The sequence below is a fragment of the Paenibacillus sp. GXUN7292 genome, assembly GCF_050864975.1.
Taxonomy (GTDB): domain Bacteria; phylum Bacillota; class Bacilli; order Paenibacillales; family Paenibacillaceae; genus Pristimantibacillus.
Map to the genome: position 1 here is coordinate 163550 of NZ_JBOZWO010000008.1, position 19302 is coordinate 182851.

Below are 19302 nucleotides of genomic sequence, written 5' to 3' on the forward strand. Positions count from 1 at the left end.
ACAATAAGGATGTAAGCGCAATCAAACATATGAGGGGGAAGTTGAATTGAAAACGTTTTTTCGTTGGCTAGTCCCAGTAATGGCAGTGCTACTCATTATTTCGGGATGCGGCTCAAATGGCGGCAGCGGTAATGGCAACGGAACAAAGCCGGAGCAAAGCAGCAAGCCGTCGGCTACTGACACAAAGAAGGAAGCTGTTATTACGGTTGCAGGGTTTGATGATTTTTGGAAGGGCGAAGACAGCCCGGGAATGATTATTACAAAACAGTTTAATGAAAAGTATAAAGGCGAAATTAAAGTTGAAGTCAGATACATGCCGACTTCCGAGTACAATACGGCTATTCAGGCTTCGATCGCAAGTAACGATTTGCCGGATATTTTTCTAACACCTCAAGGCATGGATGTTCGGCAGGTTGTAACGAATGGCTGGGCAGCACCGCTGGATGATTTCGTTTCAGAGGAATGGAAGGCTCAGTTTATGGAAGGTTCATTCCAAGAAGGCACGAATATGATTGACGGTAAAATATACACTTGGCCGCTTCGCGGTTTAAATCACCGCTCGATTCTTCACTATAATAAAAAAGTGATGAGAGATGCCGGCCTGGATCCGGAGAAGCCGCCAAAAACATGGGATGAGCTGCGCGAAATGGCGAAGATCATTACCGAAAAAGGCGGCGGTAAAACATTCGGCCTTGTATTTGCCGGAGGGCAGCCGCTTGAGCTGGATCAGATGATTTTGGGAATGACAGCTTCGCAGGTTCCTACCCACGGTAATTTGCCCGGTTTTGATTTGACAACAGGCAGCTATGTATATGATTCTCCAGCTTGGATCGGAGCAATTGAACTGCTGCAGCAAATGAAGAAAGACGGAAGTATTATGCCTGCATCTTACAGCATGAAGCCGGCAGAGACGAATGTGTTCTTCGGTGAAAATCTGGCAGGCTTCCTGATCGATCCGCGCCACCGCATGTGGCAAATTAAGCGGGATGCGCCGGATGCTGAATTCGGGCTTGCACCGGTTCCGCAGCAAGATGGCGAGCTGCCTTACTATGGTCAGAACGTAGCCAATGTCGCTGGTTATGTATTGTCTGCAACCTCCAAGAACAAAGAAGCTGCGGGCAAATATATTGAGGAAGCTTTTGGCTCCAAAGAGTTTTTCAAGAGCACGATTCAAAGCGGCGCATCTTTATCGCCTATCGATGAGCTGAATGCGGATGAGTCTCTATATCCTTATCCAGAGTACAAAGTATTTTATGATATTCACGTAAATACGATGCGTGAAGCACCGAACTATGTGAATCTTAATCCGGATACGGCTCTCGTAATCGGAGAGCTGGGCCATATTCGTCAGCCAAAAATTAAACCGACATTTGGTGAGCTGTTGATGAATTTGCTTGTTGACGATAAGATGGACGCTGCAGCGGCCATGAAGGATTATAATGCTAAAATGAATGCTGGAATGAAGGCTGCAATCGAAAAAGTGAATGCTTCAGGGAAAAAAGTAAGCCTGGATGACTTTATATTCCCGAATTGGGATCCTTCCAAGGATTATACCGAAAGCGACTATGAGGCGTTGAAAAAATAAATCATCGTGCAATGCCCGCTAATGTTTCCTGCGGTACGGTCGCCGTACTGCAGGAAGCAAAGGTTTAGATACAGATACGCATAGCCGAAAAAGGAGGCTTATGATGGGAAACCTTGCTGCTGCAACCACACAGGAACAGCTGCCGAAAAAAACAGCAAAAATGAGCCAGATGAGGCGTAAAAAGCTGTTTTACTGTTACTTGTTTATATTTCCGCAGCTGATTCTTTTTTTAAGTTTTACTCTTTATCCGATTGTAATGAGTTATGTGTACAGTTTTTTTAACTGGAGCGGCTTTGGACCGCTTACCGATTTTGTCGGGTTTGATAATTATTGGGAAACGATTCAAGATCCGTTATTTTGGAATGCATTTAAAAACAGCTTTATATTTATGTTCTTCTTAGTTATTATTCAAGTCCCATTAGCGCTTGTAGTGGCTATTACGCTTAATTCGGATTGGATGAAGGGTGCAACCCTATTCCGGACGATTTATTTCTTGCCGGTTGTTACAACGACTGCGGTAATCGGTATCGTAATGCGCTTCATATTTGGTGCATATAACGGGTTAGTTAACGAGATTTTGATAAAGATTGGAATTATCAGCTCGCCGATTGACTGGCTCGGATCGATGGATACGGCTTTAATTATCGTTATTGTAGTCGGCATCTGGAAAACATTCGGGATGAAAATGGTGTACTGGCTTGCTGCCTTGCAGTCTTTGCCAAAAGAACTATACGAAGCGGCCAAGGTGGACGGCGCGAATGCCATGCAGTCATTCCGGTATATTACAATCCCGCTGTTGCTGCCAGTAGGAAGTGTTATTTTGCTCCTGTCAACAGTTAACGCGCTGCATGTATTTGATCTTGTGAAATCAATGACGAACGGCGGTCCTGCCTTCAGTACCGACATGGTCGATTTATATATTTACCGTTATGCATTTGAAGGAATGGGCTTGCCTAGATCAGGCTTTGCATCAGCGGCTGGTATATTCTACGGTATCGCAATCTTGTTTATTTCGTTAATTCTAGGAATTTTAGTGAAGCGCTCAGGCGGTAAGAAAGCCGCACATTAAACGGAGCAGTGCAAGCGAGGAGGGGCAGCGCATGCTGATCACCAAAAATAAGCGAATTGGAAAAACGATTGTATATATTTTATTAAGTGTTGTTGGGGTTATATGGATTTATCCGTTTGTGTGGATGATTGCTGCTTCATTAAAAACCAATACGGAATATATCACGAAAGGCTTTAGCTTGCTGCCGGATAAGTTTCAATTCGACAACTATGCAAGAGCCTGGCATACAGCCAATTTCTCGACTTACTTTATTAATACTGCCATTATTACAGTATCTGTAGTAGCTATTGTTGTAGCTGTCTGTGCAATGACAGGCTATGTATTGGGACGCTATAAGTTCCCGGGCAGAATTGTATTTATGTCTGCTATTACGGCCACGATGTTTATGCCAAAGGGATATACTATTATTCCGATTTATGTGTTCATTAATGCACTGGGGTTGAACAATACGCTGGCAGGCATTATTCTTGCCGAGGTTGGCGGCGCGCATGTTTTGTTTATTCTTTTGTTTACAGCGCATTTCAGCGGCTTGCCGAAAGAATTGGAGGAAGCGGCCGAAATTGACGGAGCGGGCTTTATTCGTACGTTCGTACAGGTTATGCTTCCGTTGTCCAAGCCGATTTTTGCAACGACAGCAATCTTGCAGTTTATGTGGGCGTGGAATTCGTTCCTGCTGCCGCTCGTCTTTACACTAAACAAGCCGGAGCTGAGAACTTTAGGTGTCGGAATGTACCAGTTTGTCGGCGAGCATAGTATCGACTGGACGGGGATGGCTGCAGCAGCTACAATATCGCTGCTTCCTATTATCATTATCTTTGTCGCGTTCCAGCGTTATTTTGTAGAGGGCGTTGCGGGTGCGGTAAAAGGTTAAAGTTAAGTGATGGCTATAGATTAATGTTAATCTATTAAAGAAAAAGTATGCGGAACGGGAGAGCAAGATTGGAACTGGAGAAGCGGCAGCGTCCGCCTTTGTACGTCAATTTTAACCACTTAGTGGTTAATTAAATCAAGAAAATTGAGCTTACAACAGCGGTCGGAAGACCAATTTTGCTCACAGTGACGGAATAAACTTTTGGTTGCTACAGCTATATCATCATTGCATAGGCTGAACGCGAAAGGAACCGAATATGAAAACGCTCATCAAGAAAAACTCGCTATTTCGAAATATGAATATGCGCAATAAGCTGCTGATCATTTTTATTATGATCGGCCTTGTGCCTGTTCTGTTTTTCGCCGCCTTCTTTTTTCAACAGTCGAAGTCGGCGTTCGAGGATGAGCTGGGGAAGTATACGCTGGAAATTTCCAAGCAGGTAGGAGGCAGGCTTGATGCCTTCGTGCAGGAAATGGAACGGGTGAGCAACATTATTCGGTTCAATCCCGATGTTCAAACGGTGCTTTATGAATGGACGGAGGAAAGAACAGCGCCATCGATTTATGCAGAGCGCAATGTGCGCAGTCTGTTTGAGAATATCGGCAATTTCCGTGATGATTTCAAAGGAATATTTCTTGTGACGGATCGCGGGCTGCTTGTATACAACGGGACGGGCGAGGTTGCCAAGCTGAATTATAATTTCAGTGAAAGCCCATGGTATCAAGCGGTAAAGGAGCAAACCAGCTTCAGGCTGAATACGGCACATCCGCAAAACTATGTAAAGGGGGAGGAGGTCGTTACCTTCTCCGTTCGCTTGACTGATAATCGCGAGTTCAAAACGAAAGGGACATTGCTTATTGATTTTACCCCGCATACGATTTTGAGCATGAGCGAAAATATTCAGCTGGGCAAGTCCGGGCATGTATGGATGATGACGCCTGAGGGCGAGCCGGTTGTGTCCTCACAGCAGCTGCCGGACTGGCTGGAGGATGAGGAGCTGCTAAGGAAGGTGCAGCAGGAGCCGTCTGGATTTTTTCATTTTGAATATGCAGGGGTGCAAATGCTGGCCGGCTTTTATACGTCCTCTGAAACGGGCTGGAAAATTATCGGCTCTGTCCCTTTTGAGGAGCTGGCTTATGGGCTGTATCGCATTAGAACCTTTATCGTAGTGCTTGCAGTAGGTGCTTTAATTGTAATTATTTTTTTGGCAACAGCGCTCAGCCGCATGTTTACAAAGCCGCTCAAGGTTATGGAGCGCCGCATGGTTGAAGTAGGAAAAGGGAATTTCGAAACAAGTTTGCCAGTTATGGCAAGAGATGAAATTGGCAGGCTGAGCATTAGCTTTAACCGGATGATAGCAGAGCTGCATCGCATGAATCATGAGGTGTTTCAGTCGCAGCTGAGGGAATACCAACAGCAGATTCATTTGAAAAATACCGAAATGCGGGCGCTGCAGGCGCAAATCAATCCGCACTTTTTGTACAATACGCTCAATACGATTGCTTGCATCGCCGAGGTATATGATCGGGATGAGATAGCGGAGGTCAGCCATTCTTTATCGCGGATGCTGCAATACAGCATTACTGGGGGATTGACGGCGACAGTTGAGGAAGAGCTGAATCATTTGCAGGCCTATATGAGCATTGTGAATGTCCGCTTTCCAATGAAGCTTGATTTGAAGCTGCAGGTCGATCCAGAAATTAAACGGATGCGCTTTATGAAGCTTGTCTTTCAGCCGATTGTAGAAAATGCGGTGAATCATGGATTTGCAGGAATTGATCAGGGTCATATTGTTGTGGAAGCGAGGCTTGATGGGGATACAGCCAGCTTTGCGTTTATGGATGACGGAATCGGGATGACGGAGCAGAAGCTGTTGTCCGTTCAGGAGCGGCTGCGCGCCAAGGAAATGGACACGGATACGAACACTGAGGTCAATCATATCGGGCTGCGCAACGTTTATCATCGTCTCTATATGCTCTATGGCGATCAGTTTAGCATGAATATTTGGAGCAAGCCGCAGCAAGGCACAAAAATTGAAATCCGAATTGAAGGAGGAGCAGCAGATGCTAAGGACGTTAATCGTGGATGATGAGTTTTGGATGCTGGAAGGATTGAAAAAAGTCATTAAACGGGATTGTCCTCAGTTTACAGTTACTGCTGCCGCCAGAGATGGGATGCAGGCACTGGAGCTGCTCGAGCAGGAAGCCTTTGATCTGGTCATTACGGATATTCGCATGCCGAGAATGGATGGGCTGCAGCTGCTGCAGGAAATGAGATCGCGCGGAAAAACGATGCCTGTGCTTATATTCTCAGCATACAGTGATTTTGATTATGCGAAGCAGGCTATTCATCATGGCGCCTTTGACTATATTTTAAAGCCGATTAACCGTACTGAAATTTGTGCAGCGCTAAAGCGGATTGAGGAGCTGCTCCATGCGCAGGGGCAGAAGCGCGAGGCGCTGATCGATACTGTGCCGGAGCAGCCGCTGCAGGGCAAGCAGGCGGTAGAAGAAATGAAGAAGCTGATTCATAGCGAGTATATGCACGATTTGTCGATGGTTGATATTGCGGACAAGCTGGGCTTTAACTCGGCTTATTTGAGCCGGCTGTTCAAGCAGGAGAGCGGCATGGGCTTCGTGCAGTATATGACAGAGTACAGACTTTGTATCGCCGTGCAGCTGATGCAAAAAAGCGGGTTCAGCATGACGGAAATCGCCAGGCAGGTAGGCTATCCCGACTATAAACATTTTCGTAAAGTATTCAAGCAGTACAAGGGCATGCCGCCTAGTGATTTTGCGAAAATATAACCATTAACACGAGCCTTACAAGTGTACCTGTTAAGGATTAAGATCGAGCATTCACGTGCTAAAGCTAAGTGCATTTCCTGTGCTTAGTTTTAAGAAATTTGGCCTTTTTGTGATTCTAAGGGTAGTTTGGAAACTCTAACGAATCCTAGGAGGGTGTCGATTAATTGTGGGCAACTATTAGTAAGCAAAAAGTAAGGGGAACGAAGAGCAAGATTGGGAATGGAGAAGCGGCAGCGTCCGCCTTTGTAGGCCAATTTTATCCTTTACAGGGGTTATTTCATCAAAAAAATTGGACTACAACAGCGGTCGGAATCCCAAACTTGATCGTAGTAGCATCCCTTTCGACTGCTTATTGCCCTATCCACAATTAATCGACACCCTCCCTAGTAGCGTTATTACACCGAAAAAGCTTGTTTTGAAAATGTAACGAATCGTAGCGTGCTTATTGGGTATAAAATGGTGCCCAATGACCATTTGTTCACAGATAGCGTCTCTGTGATTCATTAGAATTTCAAAAGGGGCATTTTATGCGAAATAGCGTATGCAGGATTCGTTAAAAAATGAAAGCATCTCGAGTTCCGCTCTAGGTCCGTTATGCAGACTATTAAGCCGCTGTAGAGCTTCTTCAATTGTATACTTTTTAACAGCTTGACTTTTGCATCATTAATTATACATTTCATAATCAGGGGTGGTGAGGCAAGTGTGGAGCAAGCCGAAAATAACGCCGCCCGCAGAGAGGCCTTGTTTATTTCTGCGTGCAGAAAATATTGAGCCTCTGCGCAAGCGGCTGCAGCATGCGGATATGCAGAGCATGTGGGAGCGCATGAAAGCTTTTGCCCCTCAGTCGGAAGAGGCATGGCTTGAGCTGTCAATGGGCGGCACGCTAGATATTGTATATGCGATTGAATCCTATGCGCTGCAATATTTGGTGACGGAGGACAAGCAGCTTGGGCTGCATGCCAAGAAGCTGGCGCTGCTTGCTTCTAGGCGCAGCTTCAATCCCAATTTGCAGGATATTTCGCGTGAAATAGGACGGTTGATGGTGGCGCTGGCGCTAGTATACGACTGGTGCAATGCACTGCTTGATAAGGAAGAGAAGCTGCAGCTGGTCAGCCAGCTCAAGCGGCTTGCAGGTCTGCTGGAATGCGGATATCCGCCGGTCCATGAAGGAGCCTTCGTCGGACATACAAGCGAATGGATGCTGATGCGTGATATGATGGCAGCTGGCATCGCGATCTATGAGGATGATCCGGAGATGTACGACTATGCCGCAGGCCGATTTTTTGAGGAATTCGTACCCGCACGCAATTTTTTCTATCCCTCCGGCTGGCATCATCAGGGTGATAATTATGGCAGCTATCGCTATCAAGCGGAGCTGTTTGCCACTTGGCTATTTGGCAGAATGGGCTATAAAGAGGTGTTTGATTCCACGCAGGAATTAATAGGCTATCAATGGATTTATACACGCAGGCCAGATGGCAAGCTGCTGCGGGATGGCGATGCGGACAATCCGCTGTATGCAGAGAATGAATATATTCAACTGTTTCCGCTCGTTTACCTAATGGCAGGGAACTATTACAATAACGGCTATTTTTTGCAGCAGCAAGCGATTGAGCATCCGTGTATTCCGGATTTATATTTGCTTTTCGCCTTGCTGTTTCATAATCCTGGGGCAGAGCTAAGGCCGCTGCAGGAGCTTCCGCTTACCCGATATTTTGCAGAGCCGGCCGGCATCATGATTGCGCGTACGGGCTGGAATGAAGGAGCGGCAATCAATAAGCAGTCCTCTGCAGTAGTGGCTGAAATGAAAATAGGCATGTATCAATACAACAATCACCAGCATCTCGATGCCGGTGCATTTCAAATCTACTATAAAGGCTATCTCGCGATCGACTCGGGCATTTATAAGGGTTCATCGGGCAAGTATCAGTCGCCGCATAACAAGTACTATTTCAAGCGCACAATCGCTCATAATGCCATGCTGGTCTATGATCCGGATGAAGTTAAGGAGCAGCCTTATATTTTGGATGGCAAGCTGACCTGGCCCAATGAGATAGACGGCGGGCAGCGCTGGCCTGGCGCAGGCAAGCCGCCGCAAAATTTAGCTGAGCTGCTGAGCGGACAATATGAGCGGGGCAAGGTGCTTGCACATTCCTACGGGCCCTGCAAGCAGGAGCCGGACTATTCTTATTTGAAGGGTGATTTGACAAAAGCCTATTCAAAGAAGGTGCGGAACTATACACGTTCCTTTGTATTTATCAATTTAAAGCAAGAAAAAATACCAGCTCTCATGATTGTTTTTGACGCAATAGAATCAGCCAGCAAAGCATTTGAGAAAACTTGGCTGCTGCACAGCGTCGAACAGCCAAAAGTAACAGGCAAGCGCTCGGTTATTGCACGGACGGAGGAGGGTTACAACGGTGAACTGGTCGTCGATACTTTGTTGCCAAAAGAGGCGGTTATCACCACCGTTGGCGGAGATGGCAGGCAATTTGAGTCGCGCGGCGTTAACTATGCCAACGATTACTCCGCCACAATCGAGCAGGGCTCCTGGCGCATTGAAGTGAAGCCGGAGGCTGCTGCGGAGCGCGATATCTTCCTTCATGCCATGCAGATTAAGGATCATGATGGAACAGAGGCTGCCGCAGCGGTTCTGGCAGAGGATGAGAAAACAGCAGGCGTCCTCGTGCAGGGCTGGCTGGTGTTGTTTAGCCGAAGCGGCTTGTTATTCGAGGATAAGCTCTTTATTGCCGCTGACCATACGTCAACTCGTACAAATGTGCTTATTGCGGATATAGCTTGCGGAACATGGCTTGTCTGTCGCAAGTTTCCTGATGGCCAACAAAGCTGTCAACCGTTCGAAGTGACGGAAGGCGTGCTAAGAGCAGAGATTGGCGCTGAAGAAGTCATAGTGGAAAGGATGAGGACGGATGGAGCCGAACCAGTCAAGTAACGGAAAAACCACAAGCAATGGTAACAGCCAGAGCGAACAAAGCAAACCGCATGTTGTAGTCATTATGGCAGATCAGCTGCGTTATGACGTTGTCAATGAACGCTATATGCCGAATGTAAGCAGACTGATGAAGGAAAGTGCCGTGTTTGAGAGGGCTTATTGCGCTTCGCCATTATGCGTGCCGGCCAGAGGTGCATTTTTTAGCGGCCTGTACCCGAATGTGAACGGCTCGCTTATTAATCCTTGGGAGCCGCAGGATGCCGAGTATGGTTATGTCCATCCAGGCACAGCGAATATGTACAGCATGATGGAGGAGCAATGGGATTGCTGGCATACCGGAAAGCAGCATTTTAATATGAAGGATATTCAATCGAACTGCTCTAACATTCATTGGCATACCTTGGAGGATCATTACAATGATTACTTGCAGCAGCATGGCAAACGCTCTCCGGGCGGACCTCGCTTTAAAGGCATCGTTCCGGAAATGGTAGGAGGAAAAACAACACGCATCAAGCGTTATTCCATTCCGACAACCGGCTGTTATGAGGAAGGGCTAGAGTATTTCTATGACGGCTATATTACAAAAACCTCGCTGGATGCGATTCGCGGAAGAGACCGCAGCAAGCCTTTGCTGTTAAGTGCCATGTTTGTGGCGCCGCATCCGCCGCTTGATGTGCCTGAGCCCTGGTACTCGATGTATAAGGATGAGCCGCTGCCTGACAATGTTGCACAATGGTCCTATGGGCAATCGCCCTTGCAGCTGTACAATCTGACTGGAGCTATTGGCAACAGTTATTCGAAAGAACAATGGCAATCCATTTGGCAAGTATATTTAGGTTTAGTATCTTTGCTGGACTACTGTGTGGGGCAATTAATAGATGAGCTGAAGGAACAGGGCATTTATGACGATACGCTCCTTATATTTACGAGCGATCACGGTGAGATGCTGGGCTCGCACAGGCTGTATCAAAAAATGTGCATGTACGAGGAGTCGGTTCGTACCCCTCTTGCCATGAAATTTCCTAAAGCAAGCAGTGTAAGCCCGCAGACTATTGCAGAGCCAGTCAGCGCTGTTGATGTTATGCCGACACTTGCCGATTATTTGCAGCTTGAGGGCGGGGGTGCTTTTTCCGGCCAGTCTTTGATGCCGATAATTAATGGTAATAAGTGCTCGGAGAGGGATATTTTTGTACAGTTTGACGGTAATGGAGCGCGCGGCAACTTCCAGCGCACTATGATCCGCGGAACGAGCAAGCTTATGGTGGATATATTCAAGGATGAGCTGTTTTTGGAGCTTTACGATATAGAAGCGGATACGCAGGAGCAGCAGAATCTCGCTATTGAGCCGCCGCATGCTGAGACTGTAAAGTCCATGCTGGCCAGCCTGGATAAGCATATGAAGGAAACAGGGGATATGCTTGCGCTTCCGGCCGATGCCTATGAGCAGTTTATCGAAAGCTATGGCACTTTTATTAAACGCCCTTAGAAGGAAGGGGAAAGCGATGGAAGCAAATCAAAGCGGAGCTATGCTGCGCCAAGAGATGCAGGAACTTATTCAATTTTGCTGCGACAGGCTGATTGAAGCTCAAGTGACGGCTAAGGGGCACCCAGATGAAGGCGGAATTTGGTGCAAGGGCTGCGGTACCGTTCATGGGCGCAGCGGCGATGCTGTATTCCCGCTTTATTATATGTATCTGGTTAGTGGAAAAGCGAGATACCGCGAGGCGGCCAAACGGTTACTGCTCTATATAAGCAGAACGCAGGAAGAGGATGGCGGCTGGCGCAATGAACCGGAGTCCGATTGGAAGGGAACGACGGTGTTTCAATTGCTCGCGCTATGCCATGCCTATGATCAGCTGACACGATTTTTGGCGGACAATTCTGATTATTCAGACGAAAAGACAGACAGCTTGAGGGCGGACAGCGCAGAGCTGCTGCCGCTTATTGCAAGCTCAGCGCAATGGGTATCGAATACGTTTGGCGATGGCGGCAATACGAATATTAATTATTATTTGTCATCCGCGTTAGCGCTGCATCTGGCTGACCGTATCGTGGAAGTGCCGCAATATAGCAAGCAGGCCAAACAGCTTATGCATCATTTTATTGATACCCGGCTTAGCTATGACGGCTGGCTGTACGGCGAAAAGACAAGAATGAGGCCCTTTACGCAAATGACCAGCATGATTGATATCGGGTATAACCTTGATATGTCGATTGGAGCAATGGCGGAGTATGCTCGTCTAACCAATGACAGCAAGGTGATGGCGGCATCCGTGCATGCTCTTGCTGCGCATATGAACATGATGTACCCTGACGGCTCAATCGACAATTCCTTCGGCAGCCGCAATTATAAATGGACGCTGTTCGGCAGCAAAACCGCTCACGGCTCGCAGATGGCCTTTATGCTGCTGGCGAATGAACATCCGGCTTTTTTAAGAGCGGCTGAGCTGAATACAAGCTATTTGAAGCGAAGCTTGCGATACTGTGACGGACTATTCGGATACGGACCGATGCATGAGCAAATGTTCGAGCACGGCTGCATTCATTCTACGATTAACCGATCAGATGCATTGTCTGTTGCCGTAGCTTACGCGACTGAGCTATGTTCGCCTGCAAAACCGCAGCGGCTGCCATCAGAAGAGAGCTTCGGTGCCCGAAGCTTCAAGGAGCTTGCGGTTATTCAGCTGCGCAAGCAGAAGTGGATGGCAACTGTCAGCTGCACTTCTGTACGCAATGCGCCGACAGGCGGGGCAATCAGTTATTTATGGCATGAAGAGGCAGGTCCTATCCAGCTTGGCGCAATGACGTCCTATCGCCTATACGAAGCATACAATATGCCGCAGGCATTGCCGCATATGGACCAGCCGATAACGCCAAGAATTGAGCTTATGCATGAGGGCAGAGCCTATAGCAATCTATATGAGCATGAAGCTCATGGAGCGGTGGACGCCAATATCAATAAAGCTGAAGCAGTGGTGAACGGCAGGCTAAAAGCAGTTGATAACCAGAGCTGTTATGACTGCGCCGCATTTTATAGCATCCGTTACAGCCTGGAAGACGATGCCGTGATTAAGCATTACGAGCTTGATATCAGGCTTGCCTGCGACAGGCTATCGATTATTGAGCCGATACTGACTGCCGGCGAGCCTGTATGTAAAGCCAGCCGCGGCCAAAGAAAGCTGATCGCTGACGTATTGGAGGAGAAGCAATTGGAACTCACCTATGAAGGGGAGTCATTCGTGCTGGATGAGCATAGCCTGACTGCCCGTGCGGTGTCCATTTTTCCTTCCGCTATTGCGGTGCCGCTGCGTTGGGATATTACCAAGGTAACGCCAGGTGTCTATTCGTTTCAAATTCGAATGCTTATTAAATCATAGATTAAACAGGAAGGAGCGATCTGACGATGGAGAAGCAGCAATGGGCAGAGGAAGCGTGGCAGCGTACTTCCAGCAAGATTAAGCAGATGAGCGAGGCGATCGGGGCAGGCTTTCCTCATGCCAGCCAGAATGGCAAATACGATCGGACTGCAGCGAGTGCCTGGACATCCGGGTTTTGGCCGGGGCTGCTTTGGCTTGCCTACAGGGAAGAGCAGGATGAGAGCTTAAGACAGCTTGCTGAGGCTTGCGAAGCCGCTCAGGATGAGGCGCTCGATGAATTTACAAAGCTGCATCATGATGTTGGGTTTATGTGGTGTCTCAGCTCGGTAGCCAGCTATAAAATAACAAAAAATGAACAGTCGAAGCAGCGCGCTTTGAAGGCGGCCTCCATACTCGCTGGTCGGTTTAATCCGCAAGGCAGCTTCATTCGCGCTTGGAACAGCTATGTATGGCGCAACGAGGAGCATAACGAAGGCTGGGCAATTATCGATTGCATGATGAATATAAGCCTGCTTTTCTGGGCTTCGGAGGAAACTGGCGATGCCAGATATCGTCATATTGCAATGCGGCATGCGGATACTGTGCTTAAGGAATTTATTCGGGCCGACGGCTCCGTGCATCACATTGTCTGCTTTAATGCAGAAACAGGAGAACGGGAGTCAGCGCTTGGCGGCCAAGGCTACTCGCCTGATTCTGCGTGGGCCAGGGGAGTAGCCTGGGCGATATATGGTATGGCAATATGTTATTCCTATACGAAGGAAGAAAGATATTTGCGCGCAAGCCAAAAGACGGCTCATTATTTTATGGCTAATTTGCCGGAAGATCATATTCCTTATTGGGATTTCAGGCTGCCAGCCTATGAGGACGCGCCGCGCGATGCTTCCGCAGCGGCAATTGCAGCAAGCGGCATGCTGCTGCTAAGCGAGCTGCTGCCAGCAGATCAAGGCGGCATGTACGAGCGCTGCGCACTTCGCCTGGTAAAGGCGATAGATCGTCAGTGTGCCTGCTATGACAGCGGGAATGAAGCTATCGTATTGCATGCAACAGGGTCTTTCCCAACCGGTAAAAATATCGATGTGCCGCTTATTTACGGTGATTACTTTTATGCAGAAGCATTAACGAGACTGTTAGGCAATAGCAGCAGCCGCCAAATGTTTTGGTAGAAATAGAAATAGAAATAGAACAAGGATAGGTGCAAAAAAACAATTTGGAATGGAGGAATCCGGTTGAGAATCGTTTATTTGGATATAGATTCATTGCGTCCAGATCATATGGGCTGCTACGGATACAAAAGAAATACAACACCGAATTTAGATAAGATTGCAGCCGAAGGCGTGCGCTTTAATCAAGTATATACAGCCGCTTCCCCTTGTGCGCCATCAAGAGCCAGCTTTATGTCAGGACGCTTTGGCATCAACCACGGCGTGCTGACTCATTGGGGCGCTGGCTGCCATTATGAATACCCCGAAGGAGACGGTCACAGCAAGGAATATCCGTTTTTGCCGCGTTTGCTGCGGGAGGCGGATTACCGCACGATTACATTTTCATCTTTCGGTGACCGTCATCATGCCTGGTGGTATTTTGCCGGCTGGAATGAAATCCATACGCATACGCTGAAGGGCGGCAATGAGGACGCTCATGAAGTAAATGCAGCGGTATTGCCTTGGATTAAAGCGCATGGCGCAGAGGATAATTATTTCCTGCACATTCAGTACTGGGATGCGCATTCGAAATACACATATCCGACTTCCTATGCCGAGCAATTTGCGGGAGAGCCGGCGCCGGAATATCCGACAGCGGAAGATATTGCGCGTCACCGTCAGGATACTCATCCGCGCTCGGCAGCTTTTCTGCACTGGAGCGACGACTTCAGCAAAATTCCGCAGGCTACGATGCCTTTGGAAATTGCAGACCGCAGCGATTACGAAAAGCTGATTAATGGTTATGATGGCGGCATATCTTATTTGGACAAGCATATTGGCGACTTGATGGAAGCATTCCGCGAGCAGGGTGTGCTTGATGAGGTTTGTTTTATTATTAGCGCCGATCATGCGGAATCGTTTGGCGAACAGGGCGTTTATTTGGAGCATGGCATGGCGACGGAGGCTGTCCATCATATTCCGCTTATTATGAAATTCCCTGGACTCAGCAAGAAAGGCCATGTTAATGATCAGCTGCATTATAATGTAGATGTTGTAGCGACTATCGCTGATTTGGCTGGTTTGCCGAAGCCAAGCGGGTGGGATGGCCGCTCGTTGCTCCCGGCACTATCTGGCGGGCAGGTGGAGGAGGATCGTTCCTTTCTCGTGCTGGAGCATGGATTATACGCCTGCCAGCGAGCTGTTAGAACGAATAAGTGGCATTATATCCGCACTTACCATGAAGGCTTCTATCAATTGGAGCCGCATATTTTATATGACTTGGAAAATGACCCCTTTCAGCGTATCAATGTGGCAGGGGAGCGTCCGGATGTGATCGAGCAGCTTAGTGCTGAGCTTGAAGGCTGGATTGCGGAACAGATGGAGCATAACCTGATGGAGCAGGATCCAATGATGGAAATTATTGAAGACGGGGGGCCTTTCCGTTATTTGAAGCCAAATGATTGGGCAGGCCGTCTGGAACGGGCCGGACGCAAGGAAGAAGCGGCAGCAGTGCTGGAGCGCTTCGGCACGGTATAGGCCCAGCTGAATGAGCGCTGTAAAAGAATGGATTTATTTAAAATAGACGGAGGAGATATAAATATGCAAACCTATTGGGGAGATATACACAATCATTGTGGAATTAGCTATGGCTTCGGCGGCTTGGAAAATGCGTTGAAAGCGGCAAAGGGACAACTGGATTTTTGCGCGATTATCGGACATGCCTCCTGGTATGATATGCCTGAGCGCCAGGCGCCGCTAGAATTTCTGGTTGATTTTCATACAAAAGGCTTTGCCAAGCTGGCAGGGCATTGGGATCAGGTTAGAGAGACGGTAAAGCAATACAATAAAGATCATGAATTCGTTACTTTCCAAGGCTATGAAGCTCATTCCAGCGAATTTGGCGACCATCATTTTATTTCGCCAGATGATGATTTTCCAATAGAAAAAGGCAAGTCGCCAGCAGATATTATTGAAAAGCTGAAGCCGCGCCGCGTAATCGCTGTACCCCATCATGTCGGTTATACGCCTGGCTATCGTGGCGGAAACTGGGATTCCTTCAATACGGAGATCAGCCCTATTGTAGAGGTCGTATCCAAGCATGGCTGCGGCATGTCGGCAGAAAGCCCGTTCCCTTATTACCATGATATGGGGCCACGCGATTCCAAAAGTACGGTATATGCAGCGCTTGCGCGGAAGCATCGCATGGGCTTCGTTGGCTCAACGGATCACCATGCAGGCTATCCGGGATCCTATGGAGACGGAAGAATGGCGGTTATTGCTGCAGAGAAAACAAGAGAAGGCATTTGGGATGCCATTTTGGCCAGACGCACCTATGCAGTAAGCGGAGATAAAATCGATTGCCGCTTTACGCTCAACGGCGCTCCTATGGGCAGTGAGCTGGAAGCGGAGATCCGCAACATTCAGCTAGATATTACAGCATGCGACCGGATTGAAAAAATCGTTATTTTTAAAAACTTGCGTCCATGGCGAGCAGTAAGCAGCTGGGATTTACTGAAAAACCCGACTGTCAGCGGCTCATCGTATAAAGTGAAAGTTGAAATGGGCTGGGGCGACAATAAAGAAGGCTATTTATGGAATGCGGAAGTGAAAGTAAAAGGCGGCATTCTTCGTTCTGTGGAAACTTGCTTTAGAGGTAGAAGTGTACTTGCTCCGACCCCAGAGCTTAGAGACGATCCGGATTTAAATGCGCTTGGCAATGCGGTTCATAGCCAGTCAGACTCGCATGTAAGCTGGTCCTGCCTGACTGTCAAAAATCCGACAACGCTTCATCCGCATACGGGCGGCGTTATTCTTGAGATCGATGGCGATCCGCATACACAGCTGGAGCTTGAAGCAAACGGTATAGTTATTACTGCTACGATCAATGAGCTGCTAAATGGCAATATTACACAGCATAAGCATAGCTTTAACTCGGAAGCGGTAGTTATTCATCCTGCTGTTCCGATTGAGCAATACGCATACAGCGGCAGCTTCACTGATGCGGAGAAGGAAGACGCTTGTGATGTTTATCATGTGGAGATTCAACAGGTAAACGGTCAATGTGCCTGGCTGTCGCCAATTTATGTAGTGTAATGAAAATGCATGCCTGGCGGAGTATATTCCTTTGAGTTTGCCACCATTTGCAAAATAAATGCGCAGGAAGCCATTCTGGCCTCTGCGCATTTTCTCTATATGGGAACGGACAGGAATGGAGAAGCGGCAGCGTCCGCCTTTGTAGGCCAATTTTATCCTTTACAGAGGTTATTTTATCAAAAAAATTGGACTACAACAGCGGTCGGAATCCCAAACTTGATCGTAGTAACATCCCTTTCGTTTGCTTATTGCCCTATCCACAATTAATCGACACCTCATTAATGACCATAGTTTGGCGAAAAAGGAGCCTACGGTCATTAGTGACCAATACCACTTACATTCGAAGCGGTGACAGTAGAAGCGGTTTTTAGCATAACAGCTTGCTGCTTGGCAGCCGTATTACGATTCACCAGCATATAAACGACGGCAAACAGCACCATAAAACCAGCTGCATAACGATACATAATCGCATAGCTGGATAAGGAGGCGATGGCTCCGAGCAATAATGCGCCTAACGCTACGCCAAGGTCAGTCGAATTGTAAAACATGCTGTTGGCCATGCCGTGCTGCTCTTTGGTCGAGATCCGCAGCATCCAAGCTTGAATGGTCGGTTGAATAGCGCCAAAGCCAAGCCCATACAGCAACGCTGATACGATCAGCATCGGAATCGTTGTTGTAAAGGAAAGCACGACCAGGCTGGCAATGACACAAACAGCGGAGGGCAGCAATACGGCGCCATGCCCTTTACGGTCGAACAGCCTTCCGGAAATAGGACGGATAATAACGACAGTTACAGCATTAAACAAGAAAAATAAACCTACCTGGTCCAGGCTGACGGACGTGCCGTATAGAGCGATGAAGCTGAGCAAGCCGCTATAAGTAATAGCCAGTATCATATTAAGCGAAGCAGGAAACAATAATTTGAAATTAAACCGCTGTTTGGCTGCTGTAGAATGTACGATTTTGGCTGGCTCAGGCGGGATTGATTTGGTCATGAAAATTAAGGGGAAAATAATGATGACAGTTAATGCACCTACAATAGACAGAGTACGAAAGCCGAATTGCTGCATCAGGTTAAGGCCGATAAGCGGACCGATCGACAACGCGAGGCTGGTCGATAAGCTGAAATAACCAATTCCTTCTCCAAGCCGTTTGGAAGGGATGATTTGGGAAACCAACGTCGGAATAATCGTACTGGCCATGCCAAACCCTATCCCATAACCGACTCTGAGCAATAGCAGCGATCCGATAGTGCTGGCAATCACATAAACAGCAGTTGTCAAAGCGGCGATAATTAAGCCAATGTACAAAATAACATTACGATGAATTTTACGGATTAAATAAGCCGTTAAAAAACGAGTTGCAATCGCTGAAATAGCAAAAACGCTCGTAACCAAACTTACCGTTACATCTCCTGCCAAAAATTTGTCCTTCACATAAGCCGGGAAGGAGGAAAGCAGCAGCTGTAAATTAAGAAATAATAAAAATGAACATAGCGACAGTGTAATAAATGATTTCGTCCATAGTTTGGACGAATTTTTCAACTCCATTAATAGATAACCTCTTTTCGTCTAGCTTTTCATAAGTTGACTAGTATGGGTGTGAATGCGACGAAGAGCCTTCATAAAGACATCATATTCTTCGTTAGTCATGCATTGTTGTATATCAGCAGTAATGGACTGCTCAATAGGTTCTGTTTGCTCAAGCATTGTGCGCCCCGAATCCGTCAATGAAACAAGAAAAGCGCGTCGATCCTCATCATTCACCTGTTTTTCAACCAATCCTTTTTTGAGCAAATGATCCAAAATTCTCGTAGTTGTAGGATGATCCTTCTCTGCCAGCTCGGCAATATCCCGTTGAATCATACCGTCAGTTCGGCTGATATGATATAAAACCGACCATTGCTCAGGTGTAATGTCATAAGCTTTCAAACGCTGCTGCAATAAGCCTGTTAATTTACGATATGCGACGCCCATTAAAAATCCGACAGACTGGTCAAGCTGATTAGGTTGTAAAGTCATCTTCATGTCTCCTGTGATCATTGTCACTAAATTAGTTGTTATAACAATTATATTTGCGACAACTAATTTCGTCAATGGAAACAGGAAGAAATGCCGCGCGTCCTAAGCTAAGGTGTGCCGTTTCCAGATGAAATAAAGGAATAGAAAAACCGTCAAGAAAAGAACGGGAATTCCAAATGACAGTTATGTCATAGAATTGGAGGCCGTTCAAAGCTTGACGGTTTGTTGTATTGCGGGCACTTTTTATCGCCCTATGCGACGATGCTGATTCAGCAGGAATATGTAAGATTCAGCTCATTCGCTCATTCTAAAGTCTAACGGTAGCAGGGAGACTGTCGATTAATTGTGGATAGTTGCAACAAGCAATAGAAAGGGGTATCACTG

14 protein-coding genes are annotated in these 19302 nt (G+C 47.3%); 12 read left to right on the top strand and 2 right to left on the bottom strand.

The genetic code is table 11. The features are described 5' to 3' along the window. The first annotated feature begins 46 nt into the window (after nt 1-46). The 12 genes from ACRRU2_RS09865 (at nt 47) to ACRRU2_RS09920 (ending at nt 16897) form a co-directional block, all read left to right on the top strand. A complete protein-coding gene (locus tag ACRRU2_RS09865) occupies nt 47-1585 on the top strand; it encodes an ABC transporter substrate-binding protein (protein ID WP_432501167.1) in 1539 nt (512 codons plus the stop codon). A 100-nt stretch (nt 1586-1685) separates the two neighbouring features. After that, the gene (locus tag ACRRU2_RS09870) at nt 1686-2654 is read left to right on the top strand and encodes a carbohydrate ABC transporter permease (RefSeq protein WP_331698029.1); all 969 of its coding nucleotides are present in this window, start codon (nt 1686-1688) and stop codon (nt 2652-2654) included. 31 nt (nt 2655-2685) lie between these two features. Then, nucleotides 2686-3525 carry a carbohydrate ABC transporter permease gene (locus ACRRU2_RS09875; RefSeq protein WP_331698028.1) on the top strand — a complete coding sequence of 280 codons (840 nt, stop codon included), beginning with the start codon at nt 2686-2688 and terminating at the stop codon, nt 3523-3525. 256 nt (nt 3526-3781) lie between these two features. Continuing rightward, nucleotides 3782-5614: a cache domain-containing sensor histidine kinase gene (locus ACRRU2_RS09880; RefSeq protein WP_432501169.1), complete on the top strand. Its 1833-nt coding sequence runs from the start codon at nt 3782-3784 to the stop codon at nt 5612-5614. Next, a complete protein-coding gene (locus tag ACRRU2_RS09885; RefSeq protein ID WP_432501171.1) occupies nt 5589-6332 on the top strand; it encodes a response regulator transcription factor in 744 nt (247 codons plus the stop codon). Before ACRRU2_RS09880 ends, ACRRU2_RS09885 begins: the two co-directional genes overlap by 26 nt. Nucleotides 6333-6496: 164 nt before the next feature. Further along, a complete protein-coding gene (locus ACRRU2_RS09890) occupies nt 6497-6703 on the top strand; it encodes a hypothetical protein (RefSeq protein ID WP_331698025.1) in 207 nt (68 codons plus the stop codon). A gap of 329 nt (nt 6704-7032) precedes the next feature. Beyond that, complete coding sequence (hepB, locus tag ACRRU2_RS09895) at nt 7033-9285, top strand: heparin/heparin-sulfate lyase HepB (RefSeq protein ID WP_432501174.1); 2253 nt, start codon at nt 7033-7035, stop codon at nt 9283-9285. Then, on the top strand, nt 9263-10771 hold the full coding sequence (locus tag ACRRU2_RS09900) for a sulfatase family protein (RefSeq protein WP_432501176.1): 1509 nt from the start codon (nt 9263-9265) through the stop codon (nt 10769-10771). The genes hepB and ACRRU2_RS09900 overlap by 23 nt, the downstream gene beginning before the upstream one ends. 16 nt (nt 10772-10787) lie before the next feature. Beyond that, nucleotides 10788-12662: a hypothetical protein gene (locus ACRRU2_RS09905; protein WP_432501178.1), complete on the top strand. Its 1875-nt coding sequence runs from the start codon at nt 10788-10790 to the stop codon at nt 12660-12662. 26 nt (nt 12663-12688) lie between these two features. Continuing rightward, nucleotides 12689-13825: a glycoside hydrolase family 88 protein gene (locus tag ACRRU2_RS09910; protein WP_432501180.1), complete on the top strand. Its 1137-nt coding sequence runs from the start codon at nt 12689-12691 to the stop codon at nt 13823-13825. Between the two features lie 63 nt (nt 13826-13888). Further along, nucleotides 13889-15340, top strand: a complete 1452-nt coding sequence (locus tag ACRRU2_RS09915; RefSeq protein WP_432501182.1) for a sulfatase family protein — start codon at nt 13889-13891, stop codon at nt 15338-15340. A gap of 63 nt (nt 15341-15403) precedes the next feature. Next, nucleotides 15404-16897 carry a DUF3604 domain-containing protein gene (locus ACRRU2_RS09920; RefSeq protein ID WP_432501184.1) on the top strand — a complete coding sequence of 498 codons (1494 nt, stop codon included), beginning with the start codon at nt 15404-15406 and terminating at the stop codon, nt 16895-16897. A gap of 317 nt (nt 16898-17214) precedes the next feature. Here the strand turns inward: ACRRU2_RS09920 and ACRRU2_RS09925 are convergent, their stop codons facing one another. Continuing rightward, complete coding sequence (locus tag ACRRU2_RS09925) at nt 17215-18447, bottom strand: MFS transporter (protein ID WP_432501186.1); 1233 nt, start codon at nt 18445-18447, stop codon at nt 17215-17217. Between the two features lie 21 nt (nt 18448-18468). Then, nucleotides 18469-18918: a MarR family winged helix-turn-helix transcriptional regulator gene (locus tag ACRRU2_RS09930; protein WP_432501187.1), complete on the bottom strand. Its 450-nt coding sequence runs from the start codon at nt 18916-18918 to the stop codon at nt 18469-18471. Nucleotides 18919-19302 lie beyond the last annotated feature (384 nt).

Bases quoted from the DNA above. Each gene is read 5' to 3' on its own strand.
- ACRRU2_RS09875 (WP_331698028.1), top strand. From the start codon at position 2,686: ATGCTGATCACCAAAAATAAGCGAATTGGAAAAACGATTGTATATATT.
- ACRRU2_RS09910 (WP_432501180.1), top strand. From the start codon at position 12,689: ATGGAGAAGCAGCAATGGGCAGAGGAAGCGTGGCAGCGTACTTCCAGC.
- ACRRU2_RS09900 (WP_432501176.1), top strand. From the start codon at position 9,263: ATGGAGCCGAACCAGTCAAGTAACGGAAAAACCACAAGCAATGGTAAC.
- ACRRU2_RS09905 (WP_432501178.1), top strand. From the start codon at position 10,788: ATGGAAGCAAATCAAAGCGGAGCTATGCTGCGCCAAGAGATGCAGGAA.
- ACRRU2_RS09930 (WP_432501187.1), bottom strand. From the start codon at position 18,918: ATGACTTTACAACCTAATCAGCTTGACCAGTCTGTCGGATTTTTAATG.
- ACRRU2_RS09880 (WP_432501169.1), top strand. From the start codon at position 3,782: ATGAAAACGCTCATCAAGAAAAACTCGCTATTTCGAAATATGAATATG.
- ACRRU2_RS09925 (WP_432501186.1), bottom strand. From the start codon at position 18,447: ATGGAGTTGAAAAATTCGTCCAAACTATGGACGAAATCATTTATTACA.
- ACRRU2_RS09870 (WP_331698029.1), top strand. From the start codon at position 1,686: ATGATGGGAAACCTTGCTGCTGCAACCACACAGGAACAGCTGCCGAAA.
- ACRRU2_RS09920 (WP_432501184.1), top strand. From the start codon at position 15,404: ATGCAAACCTATTGGGGAGATATACACAATCATTGTGGAATTAGCTAT.
- ACRRU2_RS09885 (WP_432501171.1), top strand. From the start codon at position 5,589: ATGCTAAGGACGTTAATCGTGGATGATGAGTTTTGGATGCTGGAAGGA.